Raw genomic sequence first — 25,060 nt, forward strand, 5'->3', positions numbered from 1 at the left:
GTCAGACCGTGAAACCGACTGCGCGCATCATCTCGCGGCCCTCGTCGGTGATCTTGTCCGGCCCCCAGGCCGGCTCCCAGACCCAGGACAGGTCGACCTTCTTGACCAGGCCGGCACCCACGGTGGCGTTCTCGACCTGCTCGGCGATCATGTCCTGCAGCGGGCAGGCCGGCGAGGTGAGGGTCATGGTGACGACCGCGGCCGCCCCGTCCTCGTCCTGCCGGATCGACAGGTCATAGACCAGGCCCAGGTCCATCACGTTGATGCCGATTTCGGGGTCGATGACGTCGTGCATCGATTCCTCGACTTCGGCGAGCAGCTCGTCCGGTCCCAATTCGCTCATCGATTCATCTCCTGGGTTGTCCCACTGACGGATGCCAGCGATTGTTCCTCTGTCTTCGCGAGCGCCTGCGCCAGCGCATCTTTGAACGCCATCCAGCCGAGCAGTGCGCACTTGACTCGGGCCGGGTACTTGGCCACTCCGGCGAACGCGATGCCGTCGCCGATCACGTCCTCGTCACCTTCCACGGTGCCTCGTGACGACACCATCTCGTGGAATGCATCGAAGGTCGCGCACGCCTGTTCCACCGTCAAACCGATCACCTGGCTGGCCAGCACGGAGGTCGCGGCCTGCGAGATCGAGCAACCCTGCCCGTCGTAGGAGACATCGGCGATCTGGGTACCGTCGGGTGACACCGCCACCCGCAGCGTCAGTTCGTCACCGCAGGTGGGGTTGACGTGGTGCACCTGCGCGCCGTAGGGCTCCCGCAGGCCGCGATGCTGTGGATGCTTGTAGTGATCGAGGATCACCTCTTGATAGAACTGCTCAAGACGCAACGTCTCACACTCCCCCAAAGAATTCCACGGCCCGGCGGACACCCGCCAGCAGGCGCTCCACCTCCTCGTGGGTGTTGTAGACCGCGAACGACGCGCGGGCGGTGGCAGCCACATTGAACTTGCGGTGCAACGGCATTGCGCAGTGGTGGCCCACCCGCACGGCGACGCCGTCGTCGTCGAGCACCTGCCCGACGTCGTGCGCGTGCACCCCGTCGATCACGAACGACACCGGTGAGCCGCGATCGATCGTGGTGGTCGGCCCGACGATGTGTACCCCGGGAATGCCGGCAAGACCCTCGAGTGCGGCGGCCACCAGCTCACGCTCGTGGGCGGCCACCACATCCATCCCGATCGCATCGAGGTAGCGAGCGGCCGCGGCCAACCCGACGACCTGCGAGGTCATCGGCGTGCCTGCCTCGAAACGTTGCGGTGCCGGCGCGTAGGTGCTCGATGCCATCGTGACCGTCTCGATCATCGATCCGCCGGTGAGGAACGGCGGCAGCGCCGCCATCAGCTCACGCCGGCCGTAGAGCACCCCGATCCCGTTGGGCCCCAGCATCTTGTGCCCGGAAAAGGCCGCGAAGTCCACCCCCAGCGCGTGGAAGTCGACCGGCTGGTGCGGAACGGACTGGCAGGCGTCGAGCACGGTGAGCGCACCGACCGCCCGGGCCCTCGACACCAGCTCGGCGACCGGAGCCAGCGCACCCGTCACGTTCGAGTGATGCGTGAACGCAACGACTTTGACCCGCTCGTCGAGTTCCAGTGAATCCAGGTCGATGCGCCCGTCGGGCGTCACCTCGTACCACTTCAGGGACGCGCCGGTGCGCCGCGCCAGCTCCTGCCAGGGAATCAGGTTGGCGTGGTGTTCCAGTTCGGTGGTGACGATGACGTCATCCGGCCCGACGGCAGCCTCGAAGCGGTCGTCACCGAGCACATAGGACACCAGGTTCAGCGACTCGGTGGCGTTCTTGGTGAACACCAGCTCGTCCGGCTCGGCACCGACGAAGCGCGCGATCGCAGCCCGGCCGTCCTCGTAGGCGTCGGTGGCCTCCTCCATCAACTGGTGCGCCCCGCGGTGCACCGCGCCGTTGGAGTTCAGCAGGAATTCCCGCTCGGCGTCGAGCACCGGAACCGGACGCTGCGAGGTGGCCCCGGAGTCCAGGTAGGCCAGCCGGCTCCCGCCGCGCATGACGCGGTTCAGGATCGGGAAGTCCGCCCGAATCGCTTCGAGGTCCAGCACCGCCGGACTGCCGATCGACAACATCGTGTCCGACAACGTCGTGTCTGACAACGTCTTGTCTGACACCGTCATGTCAGGCTCCCGCAGCTGCCTGTTCGGTGAAGCGAACGTAGCCGTTCTCCTCCAGCTCGTCGGCCAGCTCCGGTCCACCCGACTCGACGATCCGCCCGCCGGCGAAGACGTGTACGAACTGCGGCTGGATGTAGCGCAGGATGCGGGTGTAGTGCGTGATCACCAGCACGCCACCGTTCTCGGCCTCCTGGTAGCGATTCACTCCTTCGCTGACCACCCGCAGCGCGTCGACGTCCAGGCCGGAGTCGGTCTCGTCGAGGACCGCGATCTTCGGCTTGAGCAGGCTCAGCTGCAGGATCTCGTGGCGCTTCTTCTCGCCGCCGGAGAAACCCTCGTTGACGTTGCGCTCGGCGAACGCGGAGTCGATACCCAATTCGGCGAACGCAGCCCGCTGTTCCTTGATCCAGGCCCGCAGCTTCGGCGCCTCACCACGCACAGCCGTCACCGCGGTGCGCAAGAAGTTCGACATCGACACCCCGGGCACCTCGACCGGGTATTGCATGGCCAGGAACAGGCCCGCGCGCGCACGCTCATCGACGCTCATCGCCAGCACGTCCTCGCCGTCCAGCGTGATCGACCCCGACGTCACGGTGTACTTGGGATGCCCGGCAATCGCGTAGGACAGGGTGGACTTGCCCGACCCGTTGGGGCCCATCAGGGCGTGTGTCTCACCGGAGTTCACCGTCAGGTCGACCCCGTGCAGAATCGGGATGTCGGCCGTGCCGTCGTCGCCGGCGCCGCCGGGCGACACACTCACATGCAGGCCCTTGATTTCCAGTGTGCTCATTGCTGATTCGTGTCCTTAGGTGATGCGTTCGGGTTTATGGGTTCTCGGTGACCGCGAGTTCACGCTCGACGGCCTCTGCGAGGCGCTCCTGCACAGCCGGAACGGGGATCTTGGCGATGATCTCGCCGAAGAAGCCGCGCACGATCAGGCGCCGGGCCTGCTCTTCCGGGATGCCGCGCGCCTGCAGGTAGAACAACTGGAGATCATCGAATCGTCCAGTCGCACTGGCGTGCCCGGCCTGCACGATCTCCCCGGTCTCGATCTCCAAGTTGGGAATCGAGTCGGCCCGGGCGCCGTCGGCCAGTACCAGGTTGCGGTTCACCTCGAAGGTGTCGGTGCCGACGCCGCTCGCGCGGATCAGCACATCGCCGACCCAGACGGTGTGGGCGTCCGGCAGCGCCGAAGCCGGGTCGCCCTGCAGCGCGCCCTTGTAGAGCACGTTCGACCGGCAGTTGGGCTGGGCGTGGTCGACCAGCAGGCGCGATTCGAGGTGTTGGCCGTCGTCGGCGAAGTACAGGCCGAGCATCTCGGCGTCGCCACCGGGACCGTCGAAGCGGACCCGGCCGGTCAGGCGTACCAGTTCGCCACCCAGCTGCACGGCGCTGTGGCGCAGCACCGCGTCCTTGCCCAGCGCCGCGTGGTGCATGGTGACGTGCACCAGGTCCGACGCGGCGTCGGCGATCCAGACCACGGTCAGCTGTGCGCCGTCGCCGACCACGAATTCGACGTTGTCGGCGTAGGTCCCGCTGCCCCGGACGTCGATCACGACGGTTGCCCGTGACAGTTCCTCGGCACGCAGCTGCAGGTGGCCGTAGGCCGTCGCTCCGGCACCCGGGCCGGTGACAGTGATCTCGATGGGCTCCTCAACGCTGGCTTCCTTGGCCACCGTGACCACCGTCGCCTCACGAAACGCCGAGAAGGCCTGGGCCGCAATGCGATCTGCTGGCACACCAGCGGCGCCCAGCCGGTCGTCGCCGCGCGCAACCGTCTCGGTCCGCACGCCGTCCGAACCGCGGACTTCGATGCCGGCGGGCGCGTCGGCGACCGCGGAGCCGTCGTGCAGGCCGCGCAGCCGGCGCAGCGGGGTGAACCGCCACACTTCATCGCGACCGTGCGGCACCTCGAACGCCTCGACATCGAACGAGGTGAACGCGGTGCCCTTGGTGCCACCTTCGACCGCTGAGGTCAGGTTGGCCGCCGGGGCGGACGTCAAACCAGTGGAAGTCACCTAGCCCACCGAGCCTTCCATCTGCAGCTGGATCAGCTTGTTGAGTTCCAGCGCATATTCCATCGGCAGTTCCTTGGCGATCGGCTCGACGAAGCCGCGCACCACCATCGCCATCGCCTCGTCCTCGGTCAGGCCGCGGCTCATCAGGTAGAACAGCTGGTTCTCGCTGACCTTCGACACGGTGGCCTCGTGGCCGACGGTGACGTCGTCCTCACGGATGTCGACGTAGGGGTAGGTGTCACTGCGGCTGACGTTGTCGACCAGCAGCGCATCGCATTTCACGCTCGACTTCGCGCCGTGCGCGCCCTTGTGGATCTCCACCAGCCCCCGGTAGGAGGATCGGCCGCCGCCGCGCGCCACCGACTTGGAGACGATGTTGGACGACGTGTTGGGCGCCAGGTGCAGCATCTTGGCGCCGGTGTCCTGGTGCTGGTCCTCGCCGGCGAACGCCACCGAGAGCACCTCGCCCTTGGCGTGCTCACCGGTCATCCACACCGCCGGGTACTTCATGGTGACCTTCGAGCCGATGTTGCCGTCGACCCACTCCATGGTGGCGCCGGCCTCGGCCCGGGCCCGCTTGGTCACCAGGTTGTAGACGTTGACCGACCAGTTCTGGATGGTGGTGTAACGGCAGCGGCCGCCCGGCTTGACGACGATCTCCACCACCGCGGAGTGCAGCGAGTCAGACGTGTACACCGGCGCGGTGCAGCCCTCGATGTAGTGCACATAGGCGCCTTCGTCGATGATCATCAGCGTGCGCTCGAACTGGCCCATGTTCTCGGTGTTGATCCGGAAGTAGGCCTGCAGCGGGATGTCGACGTGTACACCCTTGGGCACGTAGATGAACGATCCCCCACTCCACACCGCGGTGTTGAGCGCGGAGAACTTGTTGTCTCCCGCCGGGATCACCGTGCCGAAGTACTCGCGGAACAGCTCCTCGTGTTCCTTGAGCGCGGTGTCGGTGTCAAGGAAGATGACCCCTTGTGCCTCAAGGTCTTCGCGGATCTTGTGGTAGACCACTTCGGATTCGTACTGGGCGGCCACACCACCGATGTAGCGCTGCTTCTCGGCCTCCGGGATGCCCAGACGGTCGTAGGTGTTGCGGATGTCATCGGGCAGGTCGTCCCAGGTCTGGGCCTGCTTCTCGGTGGACCGCACGAAGTACTTGATGTTGTCGAAGTCGATGCCGGACAGATCCGAACCCCAGTTGGGCATCGGCTTCTTCATGAAGGTCCGGTAGGCCCGTAGGCGTGCCTCGAGCATCCACTCCGGCTCGTTCTTCTTCGCCGAGATGTCGCGCACCACGGCCTCGGAGATACCCCGCTGCGCGGCCGCCCCGGCGGCGTCGCTGTCGGCCCACCCGAATTCGTACCGACCCAGCGACGCGATCGTCTCTTCCTGGGTCGGCTCCGCGGTTGCTTCGGTGGCCTCCGGCGTGAGTGTCATGGTGACGCTCCTTCGGTTTTCGTGATGGCTTCGGCGCAGGGTGTGCGCCGAAGGTCGGTCGGTGCTGCTAATGCTGTTTTTTGACGGCCGCGGCGGCGCTGGACTTGCCGGCCTTGGCGACCTTGGCGCTCCGGTTGGTCAGTGGCACATGGGTGGTGCAGACGTAGCCGCCGTCGGCGATGGTCGCCAACCGCTGCACGTGGGTGCCCAGCACTTCGGCCATCGCCTGCCGCTCGGCCCGGCACAACTCCGGGAACTCCTTGGCGACGTTGGCCACCGGGCAGTGGTGCTGCAGTATCTGCACCCCCGGTACGCCACCGTCCACCCGCGCGGTGGTGGCGGCATAGCCGGCCTCCGTCAAGGCGCCGGCGATGCGTTGGGCGGTGGCTTCCAGGTCGCCGTCGTCGTCGGTGCCGTTGCCGGCTGCGACGGCCGCGACTTTGGCCAGGATGGTGTCGATGCGCTGTCGGGCGAAGTCGACCACCGCGTCCTCGCCGCCGATCTCGCGCAGCTGGCGCATGGCGGCCACCGCGAGGTCGTCGTAGCGGTGACCGAGCTTGCCGCGGCCGGCTTCGGTGAGCTGAAACCGCTTTGCCGGACGCCCGCGCCCCACCTGCTGCCAGGATGCCGCCGCATGTGCCTCGGCGTCACCCATCTCGATCAGGGCATCCAGGTGGCGACGCACCCCGGCGGCCGACAAGCCCAGCTGGGCGCCGATCTCCCCCGCGGTGATCGATCCGGATTCCATCAGCAGGCGTACCACCGCCTGACGCGTGTCGTGGCCGCTGGCGACTTCTGCCGCCAGCGGGGTGCCTGCCATAACCGCACCGCCGGGGCGTTGCCCGGCGGATTCGGTTGCGGCTTTCACCTCCCCCATTTCGGAGGCCTCGAATTTCACAACACCAGTGTGACGCAATTCCAGGGCCCGGTCTAGAAAGGGTTACCTCAGTTCAGGCCAGATCGGCCGTTGCGCTGATCACATCCCGCGGGGCGCCGGGCGTCCCCGGGGCATCGGAGAGCGGCCGTTACGCTGCTGGGATGGCCTTCCGCCGGCATTCGCTGAGCACGTCGATCGCGCACCTGCACGGCGACGAGCGCACCGTCGGCTCCCCGCTTAATGCCGCTGAGCTGGTCGCATTGCGGCGAACCCGCCTGTTCGGTGCCACCGGCACCGTGCTGATGGCGATCGGTGCGCTCGGGGCCGGTGCGCGGCCGGTGGTGCAGGACCCGACCTTCGGGGTCCGGCTGCTGAATCTGCCGTCGCGCCTGCAGACGGTGGCCCTGACCATGACCACCACCGGCGCGGTGATGATGGCGCTGGCCTGGCTGATGCTGGGGCGGTTCGCGTTGTCTTCGTCGCCGGACTCCTCCGCCCCTCGTACCTCGGCGCATCGCCGTCCGACAGAAGGCAACCGGCGGATGTCGCGCAGCCAGCTCGACCGCACCCTGCTGCTGTGGATGCTCCCGCTGCTGGTCGCCCCGCCCATGTACAGCAAGGACGTCTACTCCTATTTGGCGCAGAGTCAGATCTCTCGGCTGGGCCTGGACCCCTACCGGGTGGGCCCGGCGCCGGCCCTGGGCCTTGACCACGTCTTCACCCTGTCCGTGCCCAGCCTCTGGAGGGAGACGCCGGCACCCTATGGGCCGCTGTTCTTGTGGATCGGTCGGGGAATCTCGGCGTTGACCGGCGAAAACATCGTCACCGCGGTGCTGTGCCACCGGGTGGTGGTGCTGCTCGGGGTCGGATTGATCGTGTGGGCGGTGCCGCGCCTGGCGGCGCGCTGCGGGGTCGCCGAGGTCAGCGCCCTGTGGCTCGGTGCGGCCAATCCGCTGTTGCTGATGCACCTGGTGGCGGGCATCCACAACGAGGCATTGATGCTCGGACTCATGCTCACCGGCACGGAGTTCGCGTTGCGCGGGATCACGGCGGCACAGCCCCTGCTGCCCGCGCTGCGCGCGCACCCCAATCGGGAGGATTGGGCTCCGCTGGCCGGACTGCTCATCGGCGCGGTGCTGATCACGCTGTCGTCGCAGGTCAAGCTACCGTCGCTGCTGGCACTCGGTTTTGTCGCGATGGCGCTGGGCTGGCGGTGGGGCGGCGACCTGCGGGCGTTTCTGCTGGCCAGTACGAGCATGGCCGCGCTGGCGGCGGCGGTGACGGGCTTGATCGGCTGGGCCAGCGGGCTGGGCTTCGGCTGGGTGTTCACGCTGGGCACGGCCAACGTGGTGCGCAGTTGGATGTCGCCGCCGACGCTGATCGCCCTCGGCACGGGCCAGGTCGGGATCCTGCTGGGACTGGGTGATCACACCACCGCGGTCCTGTCGCTGACCCGCGCCATCGGTGTCCTGATCATCGCGGTGCTGGTGGTGTGGCTGTTGCTGGTGGTGTTCAACGGTCGCCTGCATCCGGTCGGCGGTCTCGGCGTTGCGCTGGGCATCACCGTCCTGCTGTTCCCGGTGGTCCAGCCGTGGTACCTGCTGTGGGCGATCATCCCGCTGGCCGCCTGGGCGACCCGCCCGAACTTCCGGATCGCGGTGATCGCGGTAACCCTGGTGGTGGGCATCTTCGGCCCGACCGCCAACGGCGACCGTTTCGCGCTGTTCCAAATCGTGGACGCCACCCTGGCCAGTGCCGTCGTGGTGCTCGGGTTGTTCCTGCTGACCTATCGGCGACTGCCGTGGCGTGAGTTGCCTGCCGAAGCTGGCACCCCGACAGGCAGCGCAACGGCCGAGGAACAGACCCCACGGCCGGCCGCGGCCACCGACGCTTACGCTGATTCTCCGTGAACTCAGCTGTCGCGGTGCGCTTGCGCGGGGTGCGTAAGCGTTACGGGACCGGTCCGTCTGCGGTCGATGCGGTCGCCGGCCTTGATTTCGACGTACAGACCGCCGAAGTGTTCGCCCTCCTCGGTCCGAACGGCGCCGGGAAGACGACGACGGTCGAGATGTGCGAGGGCTTCGTCCGCCCGGACTCCGGAACCATCGAAGTCCTCGGCTTGGACCCGGTCGCCGACAATGACCGGCTTCGGGAGCGCATCGGGGTGATGCTGCAGGGCGGCGGCGGCTACCCGGCGGCCCGTGCCGGGGAGATGCTCAAGCTGGTGGCGTCGTATTCGGCCAACCCGCTGGACCCGCAGTGGCTGCTGGACACCCTGGGGCTGACCGATGCGGCCCGCACCACCTACCGCCGGCTCTCCGGCGGGCAGCAGCAGCGTCTGGCCCTGGCCTGCGCCCTGGTCGGCCGGCCGGAACTGGTGTTCCTCGACGAGCCGACCGCCGGCATGGATGCGCACGCCCGACTGCTGGTGTGGGAGCTGATCGACGCCTTGCGCCGCGACGGCGTCACGGTGGTGCTCACCACGCACCACCTGCGTGAGGCCGAGGAGCTGGCCGACCGGCTGCTGATCATCGACCACGGCGCCGTGGTCGCCGCCGGCACGCCGGCGGAGTTGACCCGCAGCGGCGCCCAGGGGCAGTTGCGGTTCACCGCACCGCCGCGACTGGACCTGTCGTTACTGATCACGGCGTTGCCGGAGGGCTATCGGGCCAGCGAAGTGCTGCCCGGCGAATACCTCGTCGAAGGAACCGTCGACCCCCAGGTGCTGGCGACCGTGACCGCCTGGTGCGCCCGCATGGACGTGCTGGCCACCCAGCTGCGGGTCGAGCAGCGCAGCCTTGAAGACGTCTTCTTGGAGCTGACCGGACGGGAGCTACGCCCATGAGTGCCCAACAGGTCTTCGCGCCCGGCACCTTCACCCCCGACCCTCGTCCGGCCAGCGTGCCCGCAATGCTGGCCGCCCAGTACCGGTTGGAACTGACCCTGCTGCTGCGCAACGGCGAGCAGCTGCTGCTGACGATGTTCATTCCGATCACCCTGCTGATCGGGCTGACGGTGCTGCCGCTGGGCCCGTTCGGCGAGGGCCATGCCGAACGCGCCACCACCGTGTTGCCGGTGATCATGTCGCTGGCGGTGATCGCCACCGCATTCACCGGGCAGGCGATCGCCGTGGCGTTCGACCGGCGCTACGGCGCCCTGAAACGCCTGGGCGCCACGGCCCTACCGGTCTGGGGCGTCATCGCCGGCAAATCCCTGTCGGTGGCCACGGTCGTTCTGTTGCAGTCCGTGCTGCTCGGGGCGATCGGCGCGGCGCTGGGCTGGCGGCCGACGCTGGCCGGCCTGGGCCTGGGCGCGGTGGTCATCGCGCTCGGTACCGCCTGTTTCGCGGCGTTGGGCCTGCTGCTCGGCGGCAGCCTGCGCGCCGAGATTGTGCTGGCCGGTGCGAACCTGATGTGGTTCGTGTTCGGTGGGTTCTCCGCGCTGACGGTCGAGACCGACCTGGTGCCCGGCACGGTCCGCTGGCTCGCCCGGCTGACCCCGTCGGGGGCGCTCACCGAGGCGCTGGCCCAAGCGCTGAGCGTCTCGATCGACTGGTTCGGTATCGCGGTGGTGACGGTGTGGGGTGTGTTAGCCGCCGTCGGTGCCGTGCGATGGTTCCGGTTCAGCTGACCTACTACGGGATGTAGTTACCGATCCTCTACGATCAGGCGCGTGGGACGGTTCCTGATGCGCCTGGTGGACCTGCTACCCGAACCGGGCCTGCGCACCCAGCGATGGCTGGCTGCCGCGGTCGTCTTCACGCAGGGATTCATCTCGGTCACCGGCGCGATCGTGCGGGTCACCGCGTCTGGATTGGGCTGCCCGACCTGGCCGCAGTGCTTCCCGGGCAGCTACGTCCCGGTGGCGGTCTCGGAGGTTCCGCGGATTCATCAGGCCATCGAGTTCGGCAACCGGATGGTCACCTTCGCGGTCGTGATCACCGCAGCGCTGGCCGTACTGGCCGTGATTCGGGCCCGCCGGCGTACTGAGGTACTGGTCTACGCCTGGCTGATGCCCGGCTCCACGGTGTTGCAGGCGGTGATCGGCGGGATCACGGTACGCACCGGGCTGGCGTGGTGGACGGTGGCCGTGCACCTGCTGGTCTCCATGCTGATGGTGTGGCTGGCGGTGCAGTTCTACGCGAAAGTCGGTCAGACCGATGACGAGTCGGCGGTGGTGACCTACCGGGTCCCGGCGCCGTTGCGCGGGTTGACCGCGCTGTGTGCCGTCACGCTGGCCGCGGTGCTGGTGACCGGCACCCTGGTGACCGGCGCCGGCCCGCACGCCGGCGACAAGAGCGCGGCCCGCACGGTGGCTCGGCTCAAGGTGGAGGTCGCCACGCTCGCCCACCTGCACGAGTCGCTGCTGATCGGATTCCTCGGTCTGCTGGTGGGCCTGGCCTTCGGGCTGGCTGCGGTGCAGGCAGCTAAGCCGGTGATGCGCCGGCTGGCGGCGGTGACTGCCCTGACGTTGGTTCAGGGGCTGATCGGCGTGGTGCAGTACTTCACCGGCGTGCCCGCCGTGCTGGTCACCCTGCACGTGGCGGGTGCGGTGCTGGTCACCGGCGCGACCGCGGCACTATGGGCGTCGCTGCGCCAACGGACCCAACCCGAGGCGCTCTAGCGCCGCGGTGACCTCGACGGCGAAGCGGCGCTGCGCCCGGTCTCGTTCGTCGGCGTCGAGCTCGCTGAAACCCAATTGCGGCGCAATCAGATCCAAGCCGACCAAGCGCGCGTCCGCGGCGGTTCCGGCGACGTCGACCCGCGCGTAGAGCAGCTCTTCGATCCGGATGCTCAGGCGCTCGGCGGCCGAACGCAGCGCGGCACGCCCGACATCCCACAGTTCGAAGTCCGGGTCGGAGCCAGCGGCGCCGAACGCGTGCGACCGGCCGGCACCGAAAAACACCAGCGTGCTCAGCGCTGCCGGCGGCGAGCCCGCCAACGTCGGCACCCCGTCGCACTGCAGGTCGGCCAGGTAGCGGTCGTCGGCGTTCCAAGCCACCGCTTCCGGCGGGTTCAGCAGGTGGGCCACCCGCGTCGTCCACTTCAGGAATTCGGCCTGCCGGGCTGGGCCGCCGCCGGCCGTGCGCAGGATCACCAGGTCGGCTGCCAGCGTCTCCGGGTCATCCCAGGGCAATCGGCGGGCATGCAGTCCACGGTGGCGCAACGCCGCGACCAGGCCGGCGTCATCGTCGGCTTCGACTCCATCGTGGTGGCCGCGCCGCGATTCGACCGCCAGCACGATGCGCGGATGGAAGATGTCGGGCCGGGCCAGCTTCATGCAGACCTCACATTCGGAGATGATAGTCACCATGCACGCCGTGGAAGTGGCCGCGACCGGCGGCCCCGAAGTCCTGAACCTGGTCGACAGACCACAGCCCTCCGCTGCCTCCGGTGAGGTGTTGATCCGGGTCGAGGCCGTTGGGGTCAACTACATCGACACGTATTTCCGCTCCGGGATCTACCCCGCCGAGCTGCCGTTCGTGGTGGGCAGTGAAGCCGCGGGCACGGTCGCCGAGGTCGGCGCGGGAGTGACCGCATTGGCGGTGGGTGATCGCGTGGTGACGGCGGCAGCGACCGGCGCCTACGCCCAATATTGCACGGCCCCAGCGTCTTTGACCGCCCCCCTCCCCGAGGGCATTGCAGCCGACGTGGCCGCGGCCGCGCTGCTCAAAGGCCTGACGGCGCATTACCTGATCAAGTCGGTGTATCCCATACAGTCCGGCGACACCGTGTTGTTGCACGCCGGCGCCGGCGGGGTGGGACTGATCCTGACCCAATGGGCCACCGCACTCGGCGCTCGGGTGATCACCACGGTGTCGGGTCCGTCCAAGGCCGAATTGTCGCGGCAAGCCGGCGCCGTGGAGGTGCTCGACTACCCCGGCTCAGCCCCTGAAGACGCCGCGGCGTTCGGCGCCCGGGTCCGGGAGCTGGCCGACGGCGGGGTGGTCGCGGCGTACGACGGGGTGGGCGCGGCGACATTCGACGCCAGCCTGGCCAGCCTCGCCGTCCGGGGCACCTTGGTGCTGTTCGGCGCTGCCAGCGGTCCGGTGCCGCCGGTGGACCCGCAGCGGCTCAATGCCGCGGGCTCGGTCTACCTGACGCGTCCCAACCTGGCCCACTTCACCCGTACCGCACCGGAATTCACCTGGCGTGCCGGAGAACTGTTCGAGGCGATCGGCAACGGCACGATCGCCGTGACGGTGAGTCGGCACTATCCGCTGGCCGACGCGGCCCAAGCCCACCGCGATCTGCAGGGCCGCCAGACTGTCGGCTCGATCGTGCTGGACGCCTAGCGGGGACCGCAAGCGCGGCGGAGCCGGGCGCAGGGGGTCACCGCCATCGGCCTAGCGGGGACCGCAAGCGCGGCGGAGCCGGGCGCAGTGGGATCGCAAGCGCTCAGCCCCCGTTCCAGGTCTCGGGCAGCAGCGGCTGCCGCGGGCCGTCGGCGAATTGGGGTGCTGCCACCCGGGTCAGCCCCGTCGGCCGGGGTTGCTCGGTGCGTGCGGCGCCGGTGCGTCCCAACTCGCCGGCGCCGTGATCCGACGCCGGGGTCGGCCCCCAGTCCGGGCTGACGCCGACCGTCAGATCCATCACGGCGTCATCGTGGCCCGGTCTGGTCTTGCGTCGGCGCGCGCGCCTGGACCGGCGAGCAGCCTCTGCCGCCTGCGCCGCGGCCGCATCGGGGGTCGGCGACTTCCTTCTGGCCGCAGCCGGGGCGCCGACGTGCGCGCCGAGACCCGAACCGTAATCGATGCCGGGTCCGCCACCGATCAGGTAGGGCATCAGCGGCGCGCTCGCAGGCGCCGCCGCCGGAGGCGCAGGTGCCGGAGCCGGTGTGCTCGCACCGGCCGGGGCGGACGCCGGTGGTCCGGCAGGCGGACCGGTGGGCGGCGTCACCACAGACGGGCCCACCGCGACACCCGACACATCCGCGACAAACACCGGTGGCGCCGCGGCGGCAACCGGTCCGGGTGCAGGCAGACCCAGTCCAGCCAGACCCGTGAGGCCACCCAGCGCGCCGGCGGGAGCCATCACGGCACCCGCCGCGGCGACGAACAGCGCCGGGGATTGACTGATCGTCGTCGCCAACTGCGCGATATGCGTCGGCCAGTCGAAGAGCGCCAGCGCCGCGAAGTACTGCAGCGCCGGAATGATCTGGCTCGGATCCTGGCTGATGTAGAGGAAGTCCTCGAACAGCTCCAGGGACCTGGCCATGTACCACATCGGGTCCGCGGCGTTGACGTAGAAGTCGTAGACGTGGCCGTTGAGGGTGCCGGCGGCGGGATTCCAGTTGATCCCGAAGTTCTGCAGAAAATTCGAGACGGCGGTGGTCAAGGCGTTGGAGACCATCGGATCATGGGCGGTCACACCGTCTTGGATACCGAGACTCTTCAAGATCGGCTCAAGGAAATCCAGCAGTCCCTGCAACGGATTCTGCCACGATGGGGGCGGTGATGAGTCCGCGGCCGAGTTCTGGATCGGGGCAGCCACGGTGGCCTGAGGGCTCGACGCGACCACGGCGTCACAGACCCCCTGATAGGTCGCCATCGTGGTGGCAGCCTGCACCCACATCCGGAGGTAGTCGGCCTCGTTGACGGCGATCGGAATCGTATTGATCCCAAAGAAATTCGTCGCCACCAGTACCCCGTGGGTGACGTGATTGGCGGCCAGTTCCGCCCACGTCGGCATCGCCGCCAGCGCGGCGGCATAGGCCCCCGCCGTCTGGTCGTGCGCGGCCGCCATCCTGGCGCTGTCGGTGCTGGCCCGATACAGCCACGCCAGATATGGCAGATGCGCCGCCTGGTACTGCTCAGCGGCCACACCGCTCCACAGCCCGGCCGCCACCGATCCCAGCAGTGCGCTCAGATCCTGCGCCGCCGTGGTGTAGGCCACGCTCAGCGACGACCACGCGCCCGCGGCCGCAAGCAGCGGACCGGGGCCGGGTCCGGCACTGAGCAGGGTTGCGTGCACCTCAGGAGGAGACGCCATCCACACCGGCCCGAACACAAGGATTCACTCTAGCGAATCAATAGTTTCGGGTTGCCGAACTCCTACCCGTTTTCGTCCGGCCAACTGCCCGGCAGCAAGGGCATGCGCGGCGCGTCGTCGAATGCGCCGCCCGCCGACACCGTCAATCCCCCGGCCGGAGCGCCGTCGCGGGCCGCCGTGCCGGCGAATCCGCTCGCTCCGCGCGACGACGTGGTCACGCTCGCCTCAGCCGGCTCCACCCAATCCGGCGTCACCTCGACGTTGAGGTTCATGACGCCGTCGTCGGGCCGGCGCAGCTTGGTGCGCTTGCGGCGTCGGGCCCGCTGCTGATCGCGTTCGGCCGCGGCTGCCGCAGCGGCAGCAACCGAACCACGCGGCGCGGAGGCCATGCGCGATGCCCCCGTTCCGACAGGCATGCCGGACCCGGCGCCGATGCCGGGCGGGCCGAGCAGATACGGCGGGAAGAACGGCGCGGCGCCCGGTGGCGGGGGCGGCGCCGCCGGCGCGGGTCCGCTGACGCCGGCCGTCGCGGGCGCCGGTGCTGGAGCCGGCGCCGGGGCCGGTGCGGACGGCATCGCGGGCGCCGGCGCTCCTGCCGAGCCGGATCCGACCCCGACCAGGGCATCGGGAGGGGTGCCCAGCGGCAGCGGCGCGAAAGGCTGCGGAAGGCCGGCCAATCCGGCCAGCCCAGCGAAACCTCCCACCGCGCCCACCGGGGCGACCAGCACGCCGATCGCGGCGGCAAACAACTGGGGCGACTGGGCCAGCCACGAGCCGATCTCGGCCAGGTGTGTCGGCCAGTCGAACTCGGCGAGCTGAACCAGGTACTGGAACGCCAGTGCGGGGTTCTGCTGGAAGTTCACGCCGAGCTGCTGAAAGTCCTCCAACAGTTCCAGTGCCCGCACCAGCCAGAACATCGGCTGGTTGGGATCGACGTACTCGTCATAGGGAATCCCGTTCATCATGGCGTGGGCGGGATCCCAATTGATCTGCCCGTTGCTGGCAGTCTGCAGAATCTTGGCGATCAGCTGATCCAGCGGATCGTTGACCGTGGGGTCGGTGCCCTCGTCGTCATCGGCGGGTTGTGCATCGGTCTTGACGATCGGGGGCGCCGCCGGGGTGTGCGGCACCGAGGCCACCGCTGCGCCGCTGACCGCTTGATACGTTGCCATCGTTGCCGCAGCCTGCACCCACATCCGCGCGTAGTCGGCCTCGTTGAGCGCAATCGGAATGGTGTTGATCCCAAAGAAGTTCGTCGCCACCAACACCCCGTGGGTGACGTGATTGGCGGCCAGTTCCGGCAGCGTCGGCATGGCGGCGACGGCGCTCACATAAGCCCCGGCGGCCGCTTCGTATTGGGCCGCAGTTGCCGCGCTGACCGCGCTGGCCTGCCTCAGCCACGCCAGGTAGGGCGAGTGCGCCGTCGCATACACCTGCGCGCTCGGGCCCTGCCACGCCCCGGCCTCAACGAAGCCCAGCAGCGCCAATAGTTCATCAGCGGCGTCGGCGTACTCGGCTTCCAGCGCCGACCACGCGGAAGCGGACGCCAGCAGTGGTCCGGGTCCCGCGCCGGCGCTCAGCAAGGCGGAGTGCACCTCGGGCGGCGAGGCCATCCACACCGGCAAGGCGGCGGTCACGGCCCGACGCCCGCCAACTTGTTGAATATGATTGTCATTATCATCGATTGAATACCTGCGGTAGTCCGCGCACAAGGTGCGCCACCCTCGCGTTACCTGGGCCAATGCTGTGAGATGAACCGAGCCGACTGGCACGATCGATCACATGCCGACTCCGCAGTTCATCGTCGATCTCCGGGCGCAGATAGGTCATGCCCCGCTGTGGCTGATCGGCGTGACGGCGGTGGTCATCCGCGGCGACGAGGTGCTGCTCGTCGAACGCGCCGACAACGGCATCTGGGCGCCGGTGACGGGGATCGTCGACCCCGGCGAAGAGCCGGCTGACGCCGCCGCGCGCGAGGTCGCTGAGGAAACCGGGGTCACCGCGATGCCCGAGCGGCTGGCTTGGGTGCACGTCACACCGCCCGTCATCCACGTCAACGGTGATCAGGCGCAGTACCTCGACCACGTCTTCGTGATGCGCTGGGTGGCCGGCGAGCCCTACCCCGCCGATGACGAGAGCACCGACGCGCGCTGGTACCCGCGTACCGCGCTGCCCGTCATGCCGGAGCGGATGCGGAGTCGGATCAACGCCGCGTTCGACGCGGGCACCGAAACCCGGTTCGAGTGGAGCGCGGGGTCCTAGAACAGGGTGGGCAGCCCGATCGCTGAGTCGACTGCCAGCGCGCAGAAGACCAGCGCCAGATAGTTGTTCGACTGCAGGAACAGCCGCAGCGGCTTGATCGGCTCACCACGCCGCACGCCCGCGTAGAGCTGGTGAGCCATGGCCAGGAACCAGGCGCCGGCCAGTACCGCGACCGCCGCGTACAGCCACCCCGCAGCAGGCACCAGCGCCAACGTCGCCAGCACGGTCGCCCAGGTGTAGACCACGATCCGGTGGGTGACCACGTGCTCGCTGGCGACCACCGGCAGCATGGGCACCCCCGCCGCCGCGTAGTCCTCCTTGTAACGCATCGCCAGCGCCCAGGTATGCGGCGGCGTCCAGAAGAAGATCACCAGGAACATCACCAGCGCGGGCCAGCCGATGGTGCCGGTGACCGCCGACCAGCCGATCACCACGGGCATGCAGCCGGCCGCTCCGCCCCACACCACGTTCTGGGAGGTACGGCGCTTGAGCATCATCGAATAGACCAGCACGTAGAACGCGATGGTGGCCACGGCCAGCAGGCCCGATATCAAGTTCGTGGTGCGCCACAGCCACACAAACGAGCCGGCACCGAGCCCCAGGCTGAACACCAGGGCGTTGCGGGTCGGCACCGCCTCGCGGGCCAGCGGGCGGAGCGCGGTGCGCTTCATCACTTTGTCGATGTCGGCGTCGACCACGCAGTTCAGCGCATTAGCGCTGGCGGCGGCCAGCATCCCGCCGATCAGCGTGTTGAAGATCAGCAGCGGATTCACCGTGCCGCGGTCGGCCAACAGCATCGCTGGAATGGTTGTGACCAGCAGCAACTCGATGATTCGGGGCTTGGTCAGCGACAGGTACGCCAACAACGTGCTGCGCACGGCGCGTATTCGGCGCGGCTGTGCGCGCTCGCGAATACTCACGTGATGACTCCTAGGATGGCAGCTGCGACGCCAGCTTCGACTTCGGACGGACGCCAGCTTCTACTACGGACGATGGTAGACCGCTTGGCCAGGTCGTCCGAATCGCAGGGTCAATTCACGGCGAATCCACACGGCGACCGGACCTGCAACACTGCACATGCCCGCATTAGGGTGAGAACCAGCCAGGCTTGTTTTGAAGACCTATCTCGAAGATGAGGACCCGACGTTCGTGACCACTGCCGCAGAGATCTCCGCCCTTACCCAACCGCACCACCCCGCAGACTGGGCCGAGATCGACTCCACCGCAGTCGACACCGCCCGGGTGCTGGCCGCTGACGCGGTGCAGAAGGTCGGCAACGGCCACCCGGGCACCGCGATGAGCCTCGCTCCACTGGCCTACACGCTGTTCCAGCGCGTGATGCGCCACGATCCGTCCGACACCACATGGCTGGGTCGTGACCGGTTCGTGTTGTCTTGCGGGCACTCCAGCCTGACCCTGTACATCCAGCTCTACCTGGGCGGTTTCGGGCTGGAACTGGCCGACATCGAGGCATTGCGCACCTGGGGCTCCAAGACGCCGGGCCACCCGGAGTTCCGCCACACCAAGGGTGTGGAGATCACCACCGGCCCGCTCGGACAAGGCCTGGCCTCGGCGGTCGGCATGGCGATGGCCGCCCGCTACGAGCGCGGTCTGTTCGACCCCGACACCGCGCCCGGCGAGAGCCCGTTCGACCACTTCGTCTACGTGATCGCCTCCGACGGCGACATTCAGGAGGGCGTCACCAGTGAGGCCTCCTCGCTGGCCGGCGTTCAGCAGCTGGGCAACCTGATCGTGTTCTACGACCACAACAAGATCTCCATCGAGGACGACACCGCGATCGCCCTCTGCGAGGACACCGCGGCCCGCTACCGGTCCTACGGCTGGCACGTCCAGGAGGTCGAGGGCGGCGAGAACGTGACCGGCATCGAGGAGGCCATCGCCAACGCGAAGGCCGTCACCGACAAGCCCTCGTTCATCTCGCTGCGCACGATCATCGGCTACCCGTCCCCGGGCAAGATGAACACCGGCGCCATCCACGGTTCCGCGCTCGGCGGCGACGAGGTGGCCGCCACCAAGTCCGCCCTCGGATTCGACCCGGACAAGGCGTTCGACGTCCGCGAAGACGTGATCACCCACACCCGCGGGCTGGTGGCACGCGGTAAGCAGGCCCGCGCCGAATGGCAGGAGCAGTTCGAGTCCTGGGCGGCCCGCGAGCCGGAGCGCAAGGCGCTGCTGGACCGGTTGATCGCCGGTGAACTGCCCGAGGGCTGGGACGCCGAGCTGCCGTACTGGGAGCCCGGCTCCAAGGCCGTTGCCACCCGCGCCGCATCCGGCAAGGTGCTCAACGCGGTGGGCGCAAAGCTTCCTGAATTGTGGGGCGGCTCAGCCGATCTGGCGGGCAGCAACAACACCACCATGGACGGCGTCAAGTCGTTCGGACCGGCGTCGATCTCCACCGGCGAGTACACCGCCGACCCTTACGGCCGCACCCTGCACTTCGGGATTCGCGAGCACGCGATGGGCTCGATCCTGTCCGGCATCGTGCTGCACGGGCCCACCCGCGCCTACGGCGGCACGTTCCTGCAGTTCTCCGACTACATGCGGCCCGCGGTGCGGTTGGCGGCGCTGATGGACATCGACCCGATCTACGTGTGGACGCACGACTCGATCGGGCTCGGCGAAGACGGTCCGACGCACCAGCCGATCGAGCACCTGGCGGCGTTGCGTGCCATCCCCCGCCTGTCGGTGGTGCGGCCGGCGGACGCCAACGAGACGGCCTACGCCTGGCGCACGGTGCTGGCCCGCGGCGCGAGCAGCGGTCCGGTCGGGCTGATCCTTACCCGGCAGAACGTGCCGATCATCGAGGGCACCGACGCCGAAGGCGTCGCCCGCGGAGGCTACGTGCTGGGCGGTCTCGAAGCCGCCGGTGCCGAGGACCCCGACGTGGTGTTGATCGCCACCGGTTCGGAGGTGCAGCTCGCGGTCGAAGCGCAGAAACTCTTGGCGGCCAAGGACATCAACGCCCGCGTGGTGTCGATGACGTGTCTGGAGTGGTTCGAATCGCAGCCGGCCGACTACCGCGACGCGGTGCTGCCGCCGTCGGTGTCGGCTCGGGTGGCGGTTGAAGCCGGTATCGCACAGTGCTGGCACAAGATCGTCGGCGACACCGGCGAAATCGTGTCGATCGAGCGCTACGGCGAGTCCGCCGACTACCAAACGCTGTTCCGTGAGTTCGGCCTGACCGCGGAGGCTGTCGTCGCCGCCGCGATGAGAACACTGGAAAACTGACGTCAATCGAAACCGATTGAGAAGGAGCGCAACATGACTCAGAATCCCAAGCTTGCCGCTCTCAGCGCCGCAGGCGTGTCGGTGTGGCTCGATGATCTGTCCCGCGATCGGCTCACGTCGGGCAACCTGGCCGAGCTTGTCGCCACCCGCAGTGTGGTCGGGGTGACCACGAATCCGACCATCTTCCAGAAAGCTCTGGAGAAGGGCCACGCCTACGACAAGCAGCTGGCCGAGCTGGCCGCTCGCGGCGCCGATGTGGACGCGGTGATCCGCACCGTCACCACCGACGACGTGCGCAACGCCTGCGACGTGCTGTCTGCTGCGTGGGAGGCGACCGACGGTGTGGACGGGCGTGTGTCGATCGAGGTCGATCCGCGGCTGGCCCACGAGACCGACAAGACCGTGGCCCAGGCCGTCGAGCTGTGGAAGATCGTCGACCGGCCCAACCTGTTCATCAAGATCCCGGCCACCAAGGCGGGCCTGCCGGCCATCACCGCGGTACTGGCCGAAGGGATTTCGGTCAACGTCACGCTGATCTTCTCCGTCGAACGCCACCGCGAGGTGATGGATGCCTACCTGGCCGGCCTGGAGGCCGCCAAGGCCGCCGGACACGACCTGGCCAAGATCCACTCGGTAGCGTCGTTCTTCGTCTCCCGGGTGGACACCGAGATCGACGCCCGGCTGGAAAAGATCGGCTCGGCCGAGGCCCTGGCGCTGCGCGGCAAGGCCGGTCTCGCCAATGCCCGATTGGCCTACGCGGCATACGAGGAAGTCTTCGCCGGTGAGCGCTTCGCCGCGCTGGCGGCCGACGGTGCGCGGGTACAGCGGCCGTTGTGGGCGTCGACCGGGGTCAAGAACCCGGACTACCCGGACACCCTCTACGTCACCGAGCTGGTCGCGGCCCACACCGTCAACACCATGCCGGAACCGACGTTGGACGCCGTCGCCGACCACGGTGACATCACCGGTGACACCATCGCCGGGACCGCCGCGGCATCCCAGCAGGTCTTCGACCAACTCGCGGCGGTGGGCATCGACCTGACCGATGTGTTCGTGGTGCTGGAGAACGAGGGCGTCGAGAAGTTCGAAGCTTCCTGGGGCGAACTGTTGGACGCCACGGCAACGCAGCTCGAAGAGGCCAAGTGATCTGATGGCCGGCGCCGGGGCAGCGCGAAACACCCCCTCGGGGTGGCAGAACCCGCTGCGAGACAAGCGAGACAAACGCCTGCCCCGCATCGCCGGCCCCTGCGGCGTGGTGATTTTCGGAGTCACCGGCGACCTGGCCCGGCGCAAGCTCATGCCGGCCATCTACGATCTGGCCAACCGCGGATTGTTGCCGGCGACCTTCGCGCTGGTCGGTTTCGCCCGCCGGGACTGGGCCGACGAGGACTTCGCCGACGTGGTCTACCAGGCCGTCAAGGAGCACGCCCGGACCCCGTTCCGGCAGGTGGTGTGGGACCGACTGGCGTCCGGATTTCGTTTCGTCACCGGCACATTCGATGACGACGAGGCCTTTGCCCGGCTAGCGCAGACCCTCGAAGAACTCGACGCCGAGCGCGGTACCGGCGGCAATCACGCCTTCTACCTGTCGATCCCGCCCGGCGCCTTCCCGGTGGTCTGCGAGAAGCTGCACTCGACGGGGCTGGCTCGGCCGCGCGACGGCCGGTGGAGCCGGGTGGTGATCGAGAAGCCGTTCGGTCACGACCTGACCAGCGCGGTCGAGCTCAACAGTGTGGTCAACAGTGTCTTCCCGGAAGAGTCGGTGTTCCGGATCGACCACTACCTGGGCAAGGAGACGGTCCAGAACATCCTGGCGCTGCGCTTCGCCAACCAGCTGTTCGACCCGATCTGGAACGCCCACTACGTCGACCACGTGCAGATCACCATGGCCGAGGACATCGGCTTGGGCGGGCGAGCCGGCTACTACGACGGCATCGGAGCTGCCCGGGACGTGATCCAGAACCACCTACTGCAGTTGCTGGCCCTCACGGCGATGGAGGAGCCGGTGAGCTTCTCCCCTGCCGAGCTGCAGGCCGAGAAGATCAAGGTGCTCTCGGCCACCCGGCTGGCACAGCCGCTGGATGAGACCACCTCTCGCGGGCAATACGCCGCCGGGTGGCAGGGCGGCGAACGCGTCGTGGGCCTGCTCGACGAGGAAGGGTTCGCCCACGATTCACGGACCGAGACCTTCGCGGCGATCACCCTGGAGGTCGACACGCGGCGCTGGGCCGGCGTCCCGTTCTACCTGCGGACCGGCAAACGCCTGGGCCGGCGGGTCACGGAGATCGCGCTGGTGTTCAAGCGCGCACCGCACCTGCCGTTCGACGACACCATGACCGACGAATTGGGCAAGAACGCGTTGGTGATTCGGGTGCAGCCCGACGAGGGAATCACCCTGCGGTTCGGGTCCAAGGTGCCCGGCCACCTGATGGAGGTCCGCGACGTCAACATGGACTTCTCCTACGGCTCGACGTTCTCCGAGGATTCACCGGAGGCCTACGAGCGGCTGATCCTGGATGTGCTGTTGGGCGAGCCCTCCCTGTTCCCGGTCAACGCCGAGGTCGAATTGTCTTGGGAGATACTCGATCCAGTGCTCGAGAACTGGGCCGAGCACGGTAAGCCCGAGCCGTATGTGGCCGGAAGTTGGGGACCGCAGTCGGCGTTCGACATGCTCACCCGAACCGGGCGGGAATGGCGGCGCCCATGATTATCGAACTGCCGAACACCACCACCACCGCGATCAACAAGAAGCTCAACGCGATCCGCGAGCAGGTCGGTGCGGCGACGACGGGCCGGGTGCTGACGCTGATCATCGCGCTGGAAACAGACGCCCTGCTCGATGAGTCCATCGCGGCGGCCAACATCGCCAGCCAAGAACACCCGAGCCGGGTGATCGCGGTGGTCAGCAGCGACCCCGATGCCGGTGAGTCCCGCTTGGATGCCGAGGTGCGAATGTTCGGCGATGCGGGCGCCAGCGAGGTGGTGGTGCTCCGGCTGTACGGCCCGTTGGCCGGCCACGCCGACGCGGTCGTCGTGCCCTTCCTGCTGCCCGATATCCCGGTGGTCGCGTGGTGGCCCGATGTCGCGCCCGTGGCGCCGGCCACCGACCCGCTGGGGGCCCTGGCGTTGCGGCGAATCACCGACGCCACCAACGCCCCCGATCCCCGGGCGGCGATCAACAGCCGCCGCGACGGCTACACCGCCGGTGACACGGACCTGTCGTGGAGTCGCATCACCTACTGGCGGGCGCTGCTCGCCTCCGCGCTGGATCAACCACCGTTCGAGCCGATCCGCTCGGCGGTGGTCTCCGGGCTGGCGACCGAACCGGCCCTGGACATCCTGGCCGGCTGGCTGGCCAGTCGCATCGACGGCCCGGTGCGGCGTGCGGTCGGCGAATTGAAGATCGAATTGACCCGCGACAGCGAGACCGTGGCACTGAGCCGCCCCCAAGACGGGGTCACCGCCACTTTGAGCCGCACCGGAAGGCCGGCGGCACTGGTGCCGCTGCCCCGCCGGGTGACCGCGGAGTGTCTGGCTGAAGACCTGCGCCGGCTCGATGCCGACGTTATTTACGGCGCCGCGCTGACGGGCCTGGAAGAAGTGGAGTATCTGTGATCGTTGCGACCTACCCCGACGCCGACGCGCTGGTCGCCGCTGCTGGTGACCGGCTGGCCAATGCCGTCGAATTGGCCATCGCCGCGCGGGGCCGGGCGTTGGTGGTGCTGACCGGTGGCGGTAACGGTATCGCGTTGCTGCATCGCCTCGGCGAGCACGCCGCGCGGATCGATTGGACAAAGGTGCATCTGTTCTTCGGTGACGACCGCTTCGTTCCGGCGGACGACGCCGACCGCAACGACAAGCAGGCCCGCGAAGCGTTGTTGGGCCGCATCGAGATCCCGGCCGCCAACGTGCACGCCATGCCGGCCAGCGACGGTGACTACGGCGATGACCTCGACGCCGCCGCGCAGGCCTACCAGGAGGTGTTGGCGGCCAACGCCGAGCCGGGCCAGCCCGCGCCGGACTTCGACGTGCACCTGCTGGGTATGGGCCCCGAGGGGCACATCAACTCGCTGTTTCCCGACACCGCGGCCGTGAAGGAGACCACCCGGCTGGTGGTTGGGGTACCTGATTCACCCAAGCCGCCCCCGCGCCGAATCACGCTGACACTGCCCGCGATCCAGCGCTCCCGCGAGGTGTGGCTGGTGGTAGCCGGTGAGTCCAAGGCCGAGGCGGTCGCCTCCGCCGTCGGTGGCGCCGACCCGATCGCGGTGCCCGCCGCCGGAGCCACGGGGCGTGAGCAGACGGTGTGGCTGCTCGACGAGGCGGCGGCATCGCAGCTGCCCGGCTAATGCGCACGTCATAATGAGCGCTATGGCAGACAGAAGCTCAGGCACCGGCACGGAACGTAAGCGGCTCAAGACTTTGGCTCAGGCGGCGCTGAACGCCGACGTGACAGTGGGGCAGCTCGAGGATGTGCTCGGCGGTCTGGGCGGCACCATGAATGAGCTCAACAGTTCCTTGGCCAACCTCAACGCCACGATCGAGCGCCTCGGCGGCGGCCTGGATCACCTTGAGGAGACCATGGCGAGCCTGGATGATCTGGCCCGTCGCCTGGTGACGCTGATCGAACCGGTGGAGGCCATCGTCAACCGGATCGACTACCTGGTCGAAGTCGGCGAGACGGCGATGTCGCCACTGGCGGCGACCGAGAACGCCGTGCGCGGCGTGTTCAACGCCATGCGCAACCGGGTGGTGCGCTGACGCGCGGCCGAACCCGGCCGGACCGCGGCGTATTCGCCGCGGCCGGTCGGAATCAGGCGTACTTGATGAGCAGGCCGACGGCGATGATGGAGATCAGCCAGATGGCGATGACGAAGTAGGTCAGCCGGTCCAGGTTCTTCTCGACCACCGTCGAGCCGGACAGGCTGGACTGCACACCGCCACCGAACAGGGTCGACAGGCCGCCACCCTTGGCGCGGTGCAGCAGCACCAGCAGAATCACCAGCAGGCTGGTGATCACCAAGAGAATCTGCAGCGTCAAGATCATGCCGCTACCCTACCGTTCGCCCTG

General features: G+C 68.4%; 24 protein-coding genes. 12 read left to right on the forward strand and 12 right to left on the reverse strand.

What is annotated here, in order from left to right; genetic code table 11:
* Nucleotide 1: 1 nt before the first annotated feature.
* From MJO54_RS12605 to MJO54_RS12635, 7 genes are all read right to left on the reverse strand, one after another.
* Complete coding sequence (locus MJO54_RS12605) at nt 2–343, reverse strand: metal-sulfur cluster assembly factor (protein WP_024443391.1); 342 nt, start codon at nt 341–343, stop codon at nt 2–4.
* Complete coding sequence (sufU, locus tag MJO54_RS12610) at nt 340–855, reverse strand: Fe-S cluster assembly sulfur transfer protein SufU (protein WP_240175976.1); 516 nt, start codon at nt 853–855, stop codon at nt 340–342. Before sufU ends, MJO54_RS12605 begins: the two co-directional genes overlap by 4 nt.
* Complete coding sequence (locus tag MJO54_RS12615; RefSeq protein WP_240175977.1) at nt 842–2,101, reverse strand: cysteine desulfurase; 1,260 nt, start codon at nt 2,099–2,101, stop codon at nt 842–844. Before MJO54_RS12615 ends, sufU begins: the two co-directional genes overlap by 14 nt.
* A gap of 49 nt (nt 2,102–2,150) precedes the next feature.
* Nucleotides 2,151–2,936, reverse strand: coding sequence for a Fe-S cluster assembly ATPase SufC (gene sufC / locus MJO54_RS12620; RefSeq protein ID WP_046283001.1), 786 nt, complete (start codon nt 2,934–2,936; stop codon nt 2,151–2,153).
* Nucleotides 2,937–2,970: 34 nt separating this feature from the next.
* On the reverse strand, nt 2,971–4,164 hold the full coding sequence (gene sufD, locus MJO54_RS12625) for a Fe-S cluster assembly protein SufD (protein ID WP_434085408.1): 1,194 nt from the start codon (nt 4,162–4,164) through the stop codon (nt 2,971–2,973).
* Nucleotides 4,165–5,610, reverse strand: a complete 1,446-nt coding sequence (gene sufB, locus MJO54_RS12630; protein ID WP_046283002.1) for a Fe-S cluster assembly protein SufB — start codon at nt 5,608–5,610, stop codon at nt 4,165–4,167.
* Nucleotides 5,611–5,677: 67 nt separating this feature from the next.
* The gene (locus MJO54_RS12635) at nt 5,678–6,508 is read right to left on the reverse strand and encodes a helix-turn-helix transcriptional regulator (protein WP_052741111.1); all 831 of its coding nucleotides are present in this window, start codon (nt 6,506–6,508) and stop codon (nt 5,678–5,680) included.
* Nucleotides 6,509–6,648: 140 nt separating this feature from the next.
* On the opposite strand from MJO54_RS12635, the gene mptB reads away from it, so the two are divergent.
* The 4 genes from mptB to MJO54_RS12655 are packed head-to-tail and all read left to right on the forward strand — an operon-like array spanning nt 6,649 to nt 11,110.
* Nucleotides 6,649–8,397, forward strand: a complete 1,749-nt coding sequence (gene mptB, locus MJO54_RS12640) for a polyprenol phosphomannose-dependent alpha 1,6 mannosyltransferase MptB (protein ID WP_240175007.1) — start codon at nt 6,649–6,651, stop codon at nt 8,395–8,397.
* Nucleotides 8,394–9,332, forward strand: a complete 939-nt coding sequence (locus MJO54_RS12645; protein ID WP_065153489.1) for an ABC transporter ATP-binding protein — start codon at nt 8,394–8,396, stop codon at nt 9,330–9,332. Before mptB ends, MJO54_RS12645 begins: the two co-directional genes overlap by 4 nt.
* Entirely contained in the window at nt 9,329–10,117 is a 789-nt protein-coding gene (locus tag MJO54_RS12650) for an ABC transporter permease (protein WP_046283005.1), read from the forward strand. Before MJO54_RS12645 ends, MJO54_RS12650 begins: the two co-directional genes overlap by 4 nt.
* A gap of 57 nt (nt 10,118–10,174) precedes the next feature.
* Nucleotides 10,175–11,110, forward strand: coding sequence for a COX15/CtaA family protein (locus tag MJO54_RS12655; protein WP_240175979.1), 936 nt, complete (start codon nt 10,175–10,177; stop codon nt 11,108–11,110).
* Here MJO54_RS12655 and MJO54_RS12660 read toward each other — a convergent pair.
* Nucleotides 11,066–11,767, reverse strand: a complete 702-nt coding sequence (locus MJO54_RS12660; protein ID WP_046283029.1) for a DcsG N-terminal domain-containing protein — start codon at nt 11,765–11,767, stop codon at nt 11,066–11,068. The genes MJO54_RS12655 and MJO54_RS12660 overlap by 45 nt on opposite strands.
* Before the next feature lie 31 nt (nt 11,768–11,798).
* Between MJO54_RS12660 and MJO54_RS12665 the strand changes: the two genes are divergently transcribed.
* Nucleotides 11,799–12,782, forward strand: coding sequence for a quinone oxidoreductase family protein (locus tag MJO54_RS12665; protein ID WP_046283006.1), 984 nt, complete (start codon nt 11,799–11,801; stop codon nt 12,780–12,782).
* Between the two features lie 103 nt (nt 12,783–12,885).
* Here MJO54_RS12665 and MJO54_RS12675 read toward each other — a convergent pair whose 3' ends face one another.
* Together MJO54_RS12675 and MJO54_RS12680 are read right to left on the reverse strand one after the other, a co-directional pair.
* Nucleotides 12,886–14,478: a PPE family protein gene (locus MJO54_RS12675; RefSeq protein WP_046283030.1), complete on the reverse strand. Its 1,593-nt coding sequence runs from the start codon at nt 14,476–14,478 to the stop codon at nt 12,886–12,888.
* 62 nt (nt 14,479–14,540) lie between these two features.
* Nucleotides 14,541–16,091: a PPE family protein gene (locus MJO54_RS12680; RefSeq protein ID WP_240175980.1), complete on the reverse strand. Its 1,551-nt coding sequence runs from the start codon at nt 16,089–16,091 to the stop codon at nt 14,541–14,543.
* 169 nt (nt 16,092–16,260) lie between these two features.
* On the opposite strand from MJO54_RS12680, the gene MJO54_RS12685 reads away from it, so the two are divergent.
* Nucleotides 16,261–16,740 (forward strand): NUDIX hydrolase, encoded by a 480-nt coding sequence (locus MJO54_RS12685; protein WP_046283007.1) that lies wholly within the window; start codon nt 16,261–16,263, stop codon nt 16,738–16,740.
* On the opposite strand, the gene MJO54_RS12690 is transcribed toward MJO54_RS12685, so the two are convergent.
* Entirely contained in the window at nt 16,737–17,660 is a 924-nt protein-coding gene (locus tag MJO54_RS12690; protein ID WP_046283008.1) for a heme o synthase, read from the reverse strand. The two genes, MJO54_RS12685 and MJO54_RS12690, sit on opposite strands and share 4 nt — an antisense overlap.
* 229 nt (nt 17,661–17,889) lie before the next feature.
* Between MJO54_RS12690 and tkt the strand changes: the two genes are divergently transcribed.
* The 6 genes from tkt to MJO54_RS12720 are packed head-to-tail and all read left to right on the forward strand — an operon-like array spanning nt 17,890 to nt 24,750.
* Complete coding sequence (gene tkt, locus MJO54_RS12695) at nt 17,890–19,989, forward strand: transketolase (RefSeq protein WP_046283032.1); 2,100 nt, start codon at nt 17,890–17,892, stop codon at nt 19,987–19,989.
* 33 nt (nt 19,990–20,022) lie between these two features.
* Nucleotides 20,023–21,135, forward strand: a complete 1,113-nt coding sequence (gene tal / locus MJO54_RS12700; protein WP_064889802.1) for a transaldolase — start codon at nt 20,023–20,025, stop codon at nt 21,133–21,135.
* A gap of 4 nt (nt 21,136–21,139) precedes the next feature.
* Entirely contained in the window at nt 21,140–22,696 is a 1,557-nt protein-coding gene (gene zwf / locus MJO54_RS12705; protein ID WP_046283010.1) for a glucose-6-phosphate dehydrogenase, read from the forward strand.
* Entirely contained in the window at nt 22,693–23,604 is a 912-nt protein-coding gene (opcA, locus tag MJO54_RS12710; RefSeq protein WP_046283033.1) for a glucose-6-phosphate dehydrogenase assembly protein OpcA, read from the forward strand. Before zwf ends, opcA begins: the two co-directional genes overlap by 4 nt.
* A complete protein-coding gene (gene pgl / locus MJO54_RS12715; RefSeq protein ID WP_046283011.1) occupies nt 23,601–24,338 on the forward strand; it encodes a 6-phosphogluconolactonase in 738 nt (245 codons plus the stop codon). The genes opcA and pgl overlap by 4 nt, the downstream gene beginning before the upstream one ends.
* Nucleotides 24,339–24,351: 13 nt before the next feature.
* Entirely contained in the window at nt 24,352–24,750 is a 399-nt protein-coding gene (locus MJO54_RS12720; protein WP_046283012.1) for an ATPase, read from the forward strand.
* A gap of 52 nt (nt 24,751–24,802) precedes the next feature.
* On the opposite strand, the gene secG is transcribed toward MJO54_RS12720, so the two are convergent.
* Nucleotides 24,803–25,036: a preprotein translocase subunit SecG gene (gene secG, locus MJO54_RS12725; protein ID WP_046283013.1), complete on the reverse strand. Its 234-nt coding sequence runs from the start codon at nt 25,034–25,036 to the stop codon at nt 24,803–24,805.
* Nucleotides 25,037–25,060: the final 24 nt, after the last annotated feature.

It is taken from the genome of Mycolicibacter virginiensis (genome assembly GCF_022374935.2).
In the GTDB taxonomy this organism is placed as follows: domain Bacteria; phylum Actinomycetota; class Actinomycetes; order Mycobacteriales; family Mycobacteriaceae; genus Mycobacterium; species Mycobacterium virginiense.